Here is an 11,201-nt window from a genome sequence, read left to right on the forward strand (position 1 = left end):
GCTCGGCTGGCCAAACGCGCAGCACGAAACACGGAAGCTGAAACACTGAATCTGAACCATTGAATGCGGCAGCGGTCGCGCTACAGGAGAGACTATGAACATCAAAGACGAGGTGGTCGCGGTGCTTGACGAGGTTTTGAGCCTCAAGGGCCGCGCCAGCACCTTTTCGCTGGAAACGCCACTGCTCGGCGCCATCCCGGAACTCGATTCGATGGCCGTGGTGGCACTGATCACGACTCTGGAAGAACGTTTTGGCTTTGTCGTGGACGACGACGAAATCGACGGCACGGTCTTTGCGTCGCTCGGCACGCTGCTGAACTTCGTGCACGCCAAGCTGGGCGTCTGAGCACACCGACCATGCGCCGCGAAGCCTTCTTCCTGCCCGGCAGCGTCGGCCAGCGCTTGGTGCTGCTCTACTCGCCAGAGCCGGCGGAGCGACCGCGTGGTGCGGTGGTCTACGTGCATCCCTTCGGCGAGGAACTCAACAAGTCACGACGCATGGCGGCCTTGCAGGCCAGGGCGATGGCCAGTGCCGGCTACATGGTCCTGCAGATCGACCTGCTCGGCTGCGGCGACAGTTCGGGTGATTTCGGTGACGCCACCTGGGAGGCATGGCTGGCGGACGTAAAACTTGCCAGCGCCTGGCTGCAGGAGCGAACGACAGCCGCGCTGTGGTTATGGGGCCTGCGCAGCGGCTGCCTGCTGATCAACGAAGCGGCACACCGCATGCAAGGGCCGGTCAATCTGCTGTTCTGGCAGCCAGTTGTTTCGGGCAAGCAATTTCTGCAGCAGTTCCTGCGCCTGAAAGTGGCCTCCGAAATGCTCGCCAGCGATGGCAAAGGCGTCATGGAGCGCCTGCGTGGCCAGCTCCGGCAGGGAGAAGCCATCGAGATCGCCGGCTATCTGCTCGCCCCAGCGCTGGCGCAGGGTCTCGAACAGGCGGACCTGCTGCTGCCGCACCGCTCGGGCCGCGTCGAGTGGATCGAGATCTCCGGTCGAGCCGATGCCAGCCTGTCACCAGCCGCCACGGCACGGCTCACGCAGTGGCAAGCAGCCGGGCAGGAGGCGCGCGGCACGGCAGTGAGTGGCCCCGCCTTCTGGCAGACGACCGAGATCAGTGAGTGTCCGGCGCTGCTCGAAGCCAGCCTGCGCGCCCTCTCCGAAGTGGGTCCGGCATGAACATCGTCGAACAAGCCCTGCTCTTCCCTTGTGCCGGCGAAGACCTGTCGGCGATCATTGCCTGGCCACAGGCTGTCCACTCCGCCAGCGCTCAGGCTGCTGGCAGCTGCGGCGTGCTGATCATCGTCGGCGGTCCTCAGTACCGGGTCGGAAGTCACCGCCAGTTCCTGCTCCTCTCCAGGCGTCTCGCCAGCGCCGGCTATCCGACGATGCGCTTCGACCACCGCGGCATGGGTGACGCCGGCGGCAGCATGCGTGACTTCGAAGACCTGTCGACGGACATCGCAGCGGCCATCGAAGTCTTCCAGCGCAACTGCCCAACAGTGCAGCGCATCGTTCTCTGGGGCCTTTGTGACGCCGCCTCGGCCGCCCTGCTCTACGTCGAAGCCAGCCATGACCCGCGGATAGCCGGCCTGACCTTGCTCAACCCCTGGGTACGCTCGGAAGTCAGCCTGGCGCAGACGCACATCAAGCATTACTACGGCCAGCGCCTGCTGCAAGGCGAGTTCTGGCGAAAACTGCTCAGCGGCCGAATGGAAGTCATGAAAGCGTTAGCTTCCCTGCTCGCTAGCGCGCGCCTGGCGCGGCGTTCGCGCGCACCCGGCGAGGCTTCGGAAAAGCGCGGCTTCCAGGATCGCATGGCGGCCGGCTGGCGGGCGTTTCCCGGCGAGCTGCTGCTGATCCTCAGCGGGCAGGACTATACCGCCAAGGAGTTTATCGAGTTTTCTGCCGCCGACCCGGCCTGGTCAGGCCTCGCTGACGGGGCCAAGGTACGCCGCGTCGATCTTGCCGATGCCGATCACACGTTCTCCTCGCGGGCGCAGCGCGCACTGGTCGAGGATGCGACGCTGGCCTGGCTTGACAAGCACCTGAAGGGCGTTGTTGAAGCTGGCCCGCAAACAGAAGGGGATTTTTTCGATGGGCACGCAAATGAGTAGCTCCTATGGCAGCCGACGCCACAGTCGTGGCAAAGCCCAAGCCGGGTCGGCACGCTGGTTCCGGCGCTATCGATGGCTGGTCATTGCCGGCTGGCTGGCCCTTCTTGCGGTCGTCGCCTGGACGCTTGTCATGCCCGCGGCGCCGCGACCAGTAGCGACTGGCGCGGCTGGCCAGGCAGCGGCAGCGGCTGCGGCAAGCGCGAACGCCAAGGCCGGCAAGCTGCTGCCGGTGAAGCTACCGGCCGACGACGCGGTGCACGACAAGCTGACTGAATGGTGGTACTACAGCGGCCACCTGCAGACCAACTCCGGCGAAAAGTATTCCTTTCATCTGGCCAGCTTCCTGCGCCGCGGAACGCTGACACATACCGTATTCCACGGCTCGCTGCTCGACCATCAGACCGAGAAGCGCTACACCGAACAGGCACGTACTGCGGGAAACCCTTCGGATGGGCGCCACGACGGCTTCAACTTCAGCTTCGGCAACTGGCAAATGCAAGGGAACAGCGAAAAACACCTGGCGAAAATGGCCGGCAAGGATTTTTCGCTCGATCTGCAATTCGTCGACAAGAACCAACCAGTTCTGCACCAGGCTCCGGGAACGCCTATCGCCGGCCTGCTCGACTTCGCAGCCGCCGGCAAAAGCTATTACACCTCGCGCCCACGCATGAGCGTACAAGGCACGCTGACCCTCGACGGCGAGCAGAAGGCAGTGCTCGGCGAAGTGTGGTTCGACCATCAATGGGGAGACTTCGAAGCAGCCAAGCTGCGCTGGAACTGGTTTGCACTGCAGTTGAGCGATGGCGCCGACATCATGATCTTCGAACTCTTCGATCGCCAGGGAAAACCGGTGCAGCGCATGGGAACCTACGCCAGGAACGGCAGGATCAGCGCGCTCGGCGATGGCGACATTGGGCTCAGCTCCAGCGGCAGCTGGAAGAGCCCTGCGTCGGGAGTGAGCTATCCGCTGGACTGGACTCTCTCGATTCCGTCGAAAGGCGTACAGCTACAGGTGGATCCGGTCATTCGAGCGAGCGAGTTTGATGCGCGCACGACGACGCTGAACGTCTACTGGGAAGGGGCCATCAAGCTGAGCGGCTCGCACAGCGGCGTCGGTTTCATGGAACTGAGCGGCTACGAGGCAGCAAAAGAGCGGCAGCAGGAACCGCCAGCCGCGAAGCGCAAGAAGTAAGGCGATCAACAAAACTGATCCGATCGTCAGCCTCAGGCCTTGCCTTCGAGTCGGCGCACCAGTTCAGTCTTGTTGTTGACCCCCAGCTTGCGAAAGCAATGGGCAATATGATTGCGTACCGTTGCTGGAGAAAGCGACAGGCTGCTGGCAATTCTCGAATAGGTCTCCCCCGCCGCATAGCGCGTGGCGACCTCACCTTCGCGCGGCGAAAGCTGCGTCAGCACACCATCCAGGCGCGGGCTGAGATAACGCAGGTGCCCGCAGGGTGTGACATCCAGACGCAACTCTGACGAGAGATAGGCCTGTCCCGCGCACACGGAAGTGAGCAGTGGCTCAGGCAAAGCACTCCCCCGCCAGCGCGGCCAAAGCGCTCTCATGAGGGCAATGAACGCCGGAGAAGCCTCGTGAAGGATGCCGCGCGCGTCAACCACGGCCCACTCCCGGTTGCTCACGTTGGGGATTTTCAGGAAGTGACGCAAACGTACGGCACGATGCATTTCCACCAGATGCGGCATCAGCAATTCCTTGATCTGCCGCTCGGACTCGGAAAAAGGGCGCTTGCGGTCGTGACGCCAGACCGTGAGGAATTCGGATAGCGACGAGGTAGGTTCCATCAGCAGGGTTCCCAACGACCACTCCACTTTGAAGCGCCGCCCCAATTGGCGATACAGCGCCGTACGCACATAGCGTGGGCGCGTCGTCAGGTCACTCAGGTTGACCGCGATACCGGGCGAAGCGACCAGGGCGGCACGAAAGAAATCCTGCTCCAGCCAGGCCGGGTATTCCTGCAGGAGGCTTTCATCGCAGTTATGCAGAAACACGTCGTGCAGCGCTGGCGGGTCCGCCGCGACGTTACCCCACCAGGCCGAATCGAAGGTCAGCAGGGACTGGAGCTGTTCCAGGGCCCAGGCCTGATAACTGCCCAGCGGCACTTCGCGACCCTCACGGTACAGGCGCAGGATCAAGCGGTTCAATGCGTAGGCGTCGACCATCAACATCCTGCGCATTCTGCACGAAAAGATCCGCGCCGCAACAACCGCTTCCGGCGATGGTGCAAGTGCATCATTGTTGCGCTTTACAGCCCCCGCTGCACAGCCGATGCAAACTGCCGCCAAATTCCCCACACTAGCGCATGGATTATCTATCAAGCCGTTGATCTAACAACAGCATTACTTGCGACGCAGGCAGAACTTGCTGTCTGGCATAAGACTTGCTTCTCGGAACATTATTAAATCGTTCTATTTTGTCGGCCGGCATCGCCCGCCGTCGGTGTCCCATCCGCGACCAGAGGAGAAACCCATGCCCGCCAAACACCCCAGCCTGACTCTCAAACCCGCCCTTCTAGCCATCCTGCTGGCGTTTCCCACGCAGCAGGCGCTGGCTGCCAACTGCACGTGGACCGTGGCCGACGGCAACTGGGCAACGTCGGCCGCCTGGCTGAGCTGCGCTGCGGGCAACGGCAATCCGGCGAGCACGCCCGGCGCTAGCGACACCGCCAATATCGGTGCCGGCATCGTCACGATCAACACCGGGCAGTCCATCCTGACGCTCAACAACGCCGGCCAAATCAACATCGACGACATCGGCCTCAACCTCGCGGGCGGTGGCGGCACCACCAACAGCGGCGTCATCAACGTCGGCGGTATCTCCACCGCAAATTTGGGAGTAGCCGCGGGCCACAACATCAACAACACCGGCGGTGTGATCAATGTCGCCGCCGGCAGCGTCATCAACCAGGTCGGCAGCACCATCACCGGCGGCACGATCAACACGACTGGCACGGGCGCGCTGGTTGCCTTCAGCAGCGCCGCCAACTACCTGAGCGGGGTCACGCTCAACGGCAACATGGACATGGCGACCAATGGCGCCAGCCGCCAGCGGGTAGTAAATGGCTTGACGCTGGGTGGTGCCACGGTCGACATCAACCGCAACGGCATCCTCAGCTTCGAGGCCACGAGTACCTTGGCGGGCACGGGCACGATTGTCTTTGGCGCCACCGGGCCTGGCAACCGCATGGCGCTCGATGGCACCGGCACCACCACCTTCGCCGCCGGCACCACGGTGCGGGGTGAGAACGGCTCCATCGGGCAAGCCATCAACATCGGTGGCACGCAGACGCTGGTGAACGACGGCACGATCAGCGCCGACGTGGCGGGCGGCACGATCACGATCAATTCGCATCCGGTCACCAACAACGGCACGCTGAGCGCACTCAACGGCGGCAAGCTGGTCCTGTCCAGCAACGTCACTGGCAACCCGGGTGGCCAGATCGTGGCCGGCGCTGGCAGCCAGGTGCTGCAAAACGGCGTCACCATTGGCGGCACCATCAACACCAGCGGCAGCGGTCTCTTCTCGGCCACCTCCAATGCCAACAACTACCTGAACGGCGCCACACTCAATGGCAACCTGGATATGGCCAGCATCGCCAGCAGCCGTGAGCGCGTCACGGCGGGTGGCCTAGTGCTCAACGGCACCGTCGACATCAACCAGAACGGCATCCTCAGCTTCGAAGGTGACGGCGGCCTCAGCGGCAACGGCAAGGTCATCTTCGGCAACACCGGGTCTGGCAACCGGATCGCGCTCGATGGCAACGGCACCACCACCTTGGCCACCGGGACCACGGTGCGTGGCCACAGCGGCACCATCGGGCAAGCCATCAACATCGGTGGCACGCAGACGCTGGTGAACGACGGCACGATCAGCGCCGACGCGGCCGGCGGCACGATCACGATCAATTCGCATCCGGTCACCAACAACGGCACGCTGAGCGCGCTCAACGGCGGCAAGCTGGTCCTGTCCAGCAACGTCACTGGCAACCCGGGTGGCCAGATCGTGGCCGGCGCTGGCAGCCAGGTGCTGCAAAACGGCGTCACCATTGGCGGCACCATCAACACCAGCGGCAGCGGTCTCTTCTCGGCCACCTCCAATGCCAACAACTACCTGAACGGCGCCACACTCAATGGCAACCTGGATATGGCCAGCATCGCCAGCAGCCGTGAGCGCGTCACGGCGGGTGGCCTGGTGCTCAACGGCACCGTCGACATCAACCAGAACGGCATCCTCAGCTTCGAAGGTGACGGCGGCCTCAGCGGCAACGGCAAGGTCATCTTCGGCAACACCGGGTCTGGCAACCGGATCGCGCTCGATGGCAACGGCACCACCACCTTGGCCACCGGGACCACGGTGCGTGGCCACAGCGGCACCATCGGGCAAGCCATCAACATCGGTGGCACGCAGACGCTGGTGAACGACGGCACGATCAGCGCCGACGCGGCCGGCGGCACGATCACGATCAATTCGCATCCGGTCACCAACAACGGCACGCTGAGCGCGCTCAACGGCGGCAAGCTGGTCCTGTCCAGCAACGTCACTGGCAACCCGGGTGGCCAGATCGTGGCCGGCGCTGGCAGCCAGGTGCTGCAAAACGGCGTCACCATTGGCGGCACCATCAACACCAGTGGCAGCGGTTTGTTCTCGGCCACCTCCAATGCCAGCAACTACCTGGACGGCGCCACGCTCAATGGCAACCTGGATATGGCCAGCATCGCCAGCAGCCGTGAGCGCGTCACGGCGGATGGGCTGGTGCTCAACGGCACCGTCGACATCAACCAGAACGGCATCCTCAGCTTCGAAGGCAACGGCGGCCTCAGCGGCAACGGCACGGTGGTCTTCGGCGCCACCGGTCCGGGCAACCGCATTGCGCTGGATGGCACCGGCACCACGACCTTCGCTGCCGGCACCACGGTGCGCGGCCAGAACGGCGCCATTGGCGCTGCCCTCAACATCGGCGGCACGCAGACGCTGGTCAACAACGGCCTCATCAGCGCCGATGTCGCCACAGGCACGATCACCATCAGCGACTCCGTGGTCACCAACAACAGCGTCCTGGAAGCGCGCAACGGCGGCACGCTGGTGCTGGCCAGCAACGTCAGCCAGGGCGCCAGTGGGCAGATCCAGGCCGACGGCGGCGTCGTGCGCCAATCGGGCATGCGCATCACGGGCGGCACCATCGCCAGTGCCAACGGCGGCGTCCTGCAGGTGATCAGCAGTGCCAGCAACTATGCCGACAACACGACCGTCAATGGCGTGATGGACATGGCGACCGTCGACAACAGCCGTCAGCGCGTGGTCAACGGCATGACGCTCAACGGTACCGTGAACATCAACAAAAACGGCATCCTCAGTTTCGAGGGCACGCAAACCCTCGGCGGCAGCGGCAGTGTCGTTCTCGGCAGCACCGGCGCGGGCAACCGCATCGCGCTGGACGGCACCGGCACCACCACCATCGCCTCCGGCGTCACGGTGCGCGGCCACAGCGGCAGCATCGGCGCGGCGCTAAATATCGGCGGCACCCAGACCCTGGTGAACAACGGCACGATCAATGCCGAACTGGCGGGTGGCACCATCGGCTTCAACACCTCGGCGCTGGTCAACGACGGCTTGGCGCGCGCGCAGGCCGGCACGATGAACATCGGCGTACCGCTGTCAGGCACCGGCACCTTGCAGGTCGACAGCACCGGCACCATGAACCTGGCCAACGGCGCCAAGACCCAGGGCCAGCTGGCGATGGGCGCTGCAGGCGCGGCGCTCAACCTGGGCACTGGCAACCTCACGATCACCGGCGACTACACCAACGCCGGCGCCGGCTCCGGCAACAGCTTTAACCGCCGTGCCGGCGTTACCGGCACCGGCCTGATCGTTGCGGGAAGCAACGCCGCACAGGCGATCACCGGTGCGGGTGTGACCGACGGCACCTCCGCCAACGCCACGCTGACCATCAACAACGTGCGTGTCGGTGACACCACCTTCAACTACCAGATCGCGAACACCGGCACCACCGGCCCGGCATTGAGCGGTGCCGTCCAGACCAGCGTCAACGGCGCCAATCTGAGCGACGCACGTCTCAGTGGCGCCGGCGTCACGGCCGGCAACTACAACACCGGTGCCCCGGGCAGCAGCACCGCCGACCTCGGCGTGACCTTCAGCGCAGCCAGCGCCGGTGCGCTCGCGCCGCTCAGCGGCCAGGTCCTCAACCTGCGCAGCAATTTCGAGAACATCGCCGACCAGAAGCTGAACATCGTGCTCGCCAGCAGTGCTGCGGCTTACAACGCCGCCATCGGCAGCGCCGGCTCACCGGTGCTGGTGGCCAACCAGCGCGTGGGGGGCAGCAACACGGCCACGGTGACGGTCAGCAACACCGCGGCGGCGGGTTCCTTCAGCGAAGACCTCAACGTCAGCATCGGCGGCGCGAGCGGCGCTGCCAGTGGTAGCGGCAGCATCGCCGGGCGTCTGGCGGCAACCAGCAACACCGGTACGGGCGCGATCACCGCCCGCGTCGACACCACCAGCGCTGGCGCCAAGACCGGCAACCTCACGCTCGACTACCAGACCGCAGGCGCTGTAGCCGGCGTCAGCAACGGCCTGGGCACCGCCAGCGTCGGCAATCAGGTGGTGACCGTCTCCGGCGATGTCTATCGCCTGGCTCAGGGCGCGGCCACCCCGACCCCGATCGCCTTCGCCAACCGCCACGTCGACGATTCTGCGATTCAACTGCTGACCGTTCAGAACACCGCCGCCGCCGATGGCTTCTCCGAAAAGCTCAACGCCGGCATCAGCTCCAACGGCGCTCCGGTCACCGCCAGCGGCAGCGTCAACCTGCTTGCGGCACAGGCGACCAACAGCAGCAGTCTTCAGGTCGGCATCGACACCAGCAGCGCCGGCGCCAAAAGCGGCAGCGCGACCATAAGCTACGTCTCCGACGGCTCCGGCAGCAGCGGCCTGGTGGCAATTGCCGCCGGCAGCCAGACGATCAACGTCAGCGGCGACGTCTACCGCCTGGCGTCGGCCAACAACCTCGGCGCCGTTGCCTTCGGCAACGTCCACGTCGGCGACTTCGTCCAGCAAGCGCTGAGCATCAGCAATACGGCACTCGCCGACGGCTTTTCGGAAAAGCTCAACGCCAGCTTCGGCGCCAGTTCGGACGCACTCATCACGACCAGCGGCAGCATCAGCCAACTGGCGGCACAATCGACCAACAGCAGCAGCATGCTCATTGGCCTGAACACCGCCGCCGCGGGCAACGTCAACGGCACGCAGGTGATCAACTTTGCTTCCGACGGCACCGGCACCAGCGGTCTCGGCATCACCGCGCTGGCCTCGCAGACGATCGGCGTCAGCGGCGACATCACCACCAGCGGCAGCGTCTTCCGTCTGGCCAGTGCCAGCCCGGCGACTCCCAACCCGGTCAACTTCGGTGCGCTGCGCATCGACAGCACGGCCGAGAAAACCTTGAGCATCACCAACACGGCGACCGACGACGGCTTCTCCGAAAAGCTCAACGCCAGCATCAGCTCCAACGCTGCGCCAGTCACCGCCAGTGGCGCCTTCAATCTGCTCGCCGCCCAGGCGACCAACGGCAGCGCCCTGCGAGTCGGCATCGACACCAGCAGCGCCGGCGCCAAGAGCGGCAGCGCAACGATCGCTCTGGTCTCGGACGGTGACGGCACCAGCGGTCTGGGAACGACGAATCTCGCGCCGCAGACGGTCAACGTCAGCGGTGACGTCTATCGCCTGGCCAACCCGACCCTGAATACGGCCGCCGTCACTCTCGTGGCACGCCGCGGCGACGCGGCTCCGAGCGCAGCGATCAGCGTCACCAACAGCAGCCCGGACAGCTTCACCGAGGGGCTCAAGGCCGGTTTCGCCAGCGCCACGCCAGCTACCGGCTTTGGCGCCAGCGGCAGCATCGCCAACCTGGCGGCGCAAGGCACCGACGCCAGCAGCCTGCAGATCGCGTTGAACACCAGCTCGGCCGGCAGCGTCGCTGGCAGTGCGCAAGTGAACTTCGCATCGACCGGGGCCGGCACCACTGGTGCGGCGGACATTTCGGTCGGCAGCCAAGTGGTCAGCCTGGCCGGCAAGGTGTACGAGAAGGCCGTCGCGCAGGTGAATACGGCGCTGGTCAACTTCGGGATCGTCCACAAAGGCGACGTGGTCACGGCGAAGAACATCTCGGTGACCAACAGCGCCCCGGTCGCGGCCCTCAACGATACGCTGCAGGGCAGCTTCATCAACATGCCTGTCGGTCCATTCGGCGGCAGCGGCAGCGTCAGCGGCCTGGCCGCCGGACAGACCGACGCCAGCAGCCTGCTGGTGAGCCTCGACACGACCAGTGCCGGGGTGTTCACCCAGGGCGGTGACAGGCTGCAGTTTGCCAGCCACAACGAGGACATGGCCGACCTTGGCCTCGGCAATAGCGCGCTCACCCTGCAGGCGCAGGTCAACAACTACGCCGACCCGAACTTCTCGAAGACCTCGGGGACAGGCTCGCTGAGCGGTGGCGGCTTTGACTTCCTGCTCGACTTCGGCACGCTCACCGAGGGCAGCGGCATGGTCAGCGCCCTGCTGCAACTGGCCAACGATGTCAGCGGTCCGGCCGACCTGCTTGATGGCGCCTACAGCTTCGCCCTCAACGAGTTCCTGAAGACCGGCTTCGATGCCTTCAGCGGTCTGGGAGCCGGTGACTCACAAAGCGGGCTGCGGATTTCGCTCGATACCCGGAGCATCGGCAACTTCAGCGACACCATCGTGCTCGCCGCCGTCGGTCACAACGGCAGCGGTTACAGCGCCGACTTCAAGGACATCCGGCTCACCGTTCAGGCTCGGGTCGAGGCGGGCGGCAGCGAGGTTCCAGAGCCGGGTACGCTATTGCTGCTGACCATCGCCATGGCCATCATCGTTCTCCAGCGTCGCCGGGGAATGCTAGACTAGAGGGCGCAAGCGGGTTCCTCGAAAAAGGAACCCGCCTCGTCTTTGGCTGACTCTTCCGCCACAAGGCGCGATGCTTGAATTTCTCGGGAGTCCTCGATTGACCACTCTGCAATATCGTGCCC

General features: G+C 64.8%; 6 protein-coding genes. 5 read left to right on the top strand and 1 reads right to left on the bottom strand.

Going from position 1 to position 11,201, the window contains the following annotated elements:
• Window positions 1-94 precede the first annotated feature (94 nt).
• The 4 genes from V5B40_RS16530 to V5B40_RS16545 are packed head-to-tail and all read left to right on the top strand — an operon-like array spanning window position 95 to window position 3,309.
• Window positions 95-346, top strand: a complete 252-nt coding sequence (locus V5B40_RS16530) for an acyl carrier protein (RefSeq protein ID WP_332355499.1) — start codon at window positions 95-97, stop codon at window positions 344-346.
• 11 nt (window positions 347-357) lie between these two features.
• Complete coding sequence (locus V5B40_RS16535) at window positions 358-1,179, top strand: hydrolase 2, exosortase A system-associated (RefSeq protein ID WP_332355500.1); 822 nt, start codon at window positions 358-360, stop codon at window positions 1,177-1,179.
• The gene (locus V5B40_RS16540; protein ID WP_332355501.1) at window positions 1,176-2,117 is read left to right on the top strand and encodes a hydrolase 1, exosortase A system-associated; all 942 of its coding nucleotides are present in this window, start codon (window positions 1,176-1,178) and stop codon (window positions 2,115-2,117) included. Before V5B40_RS16535 ends, V5B40_RS16540 begins: the two co-directional genes overlap by 4 nt.
• Window positions 2,110-3,309 (top strand): lipocalin family protein, encoded by a 1,200-nt coding sequence (locus V5B40_RS16545; protein WP_332355502.1) that lies wholly within the window; start codon window positions 2,110-2,112, stop codon window positions 3,307-3,309. Before V5B40_RS16540 ends, V5B40_RS16545 begins: the two co-directional genes overlap by 8 nt.
• Before the next feature lie 32 nt (window positions 3,310-3,341).
• On the opposite strand, the gene V5B40_RS16550 is transcribed toward V5B40_RS16545, so the two are convergent.
• The gene (locus tag V5B40_RS16550) at window positions 3,342-4,301 is read right to left on the bottom strand and encodes a helix-turn-helix transcriptional regulator (protein WP_332355503.1); all 960 of its coding nucleotides are present in this window, start codon (window positions 4,299-4,301) and stop codon (window positions 3,342-3,344) included.
• 307 nt (window positions 4,302-4,608) lie between these two features.
• Between V5B40_RS16550 and V5B40_RS16555 the strand changes: the two genes are divergently transcribed.
• Window positions 4,609-11,079, top strand: coding sequence for a choice-of-anchor D domain-containing protein (locus V5B40_RS16555; protein WP_332355504.1), 6,471 nt, complete (start codon window positions 4,609-4,611; stop codon window positions 11,077-11,079).
• Window positions 11,080-11,201 lie beyond the last annotated feature (122 nt).

This window comes from Candidatus Accumulibacter meliphilus (assembly GCF_036625345.1).
GTDB classification, from domain to species: Bacteria; Pseudomonadota; Gammaproteobacteria; order Burkholderiales; family Rhodocyclaceae; genus Accumulibacter; species Accumulibacter meliphilus.

What these genes read in the sequence shown, in the direction of transcription:
- V5B40_RS16530 (WP_332355499.1), top strand. Translation starts at nt 95, where the DNA reads ATGAACATCAAAGACGAGGTGGTCGCGGTGCTTGACGAGGTTTTGAGC.
- V5B40_RS16535 (WP_332355500.1), top strand. Translation starts at nt 358, where the DNA reads ATGCGCCGCGAAGCCTTCTTCCTGCCCGGCAGCGTCGGCCAGCGCTTG.
- V5B40_RS16540 (WP_332355501.1), top strand. Translation starts at nt 1,176, where the DNA reads ATGAACATCGTCGAACAAGCCCTGCTCTTCCCTTGTGCCGGCGAAGAC.
- V5B40_RS16545 (WP_332355502.1), top strand. Translation starts at nt 2,110, where the DNA reads ATGAGTAGCTCCTATGGCAGCCGACGCCACAGTCGTGGCAAAGCCCAA.
- V5B40_RS16550 (WP_332355503.1), bottom strand. Translation starts at nt 4,301, where the DNA reads ATGGTCGACGCCTACGCATTGAACCGCTTGATCCTGCGCCTGTACCGT.
- V5B40_RS16555 (WP_332355504.1), top strand. Translation starts at nt 4,609, where the DNA reads ATGCCCGCCAAACACCCCAGCCTGACTCTCAAACCCGCCCTTCTAGCC.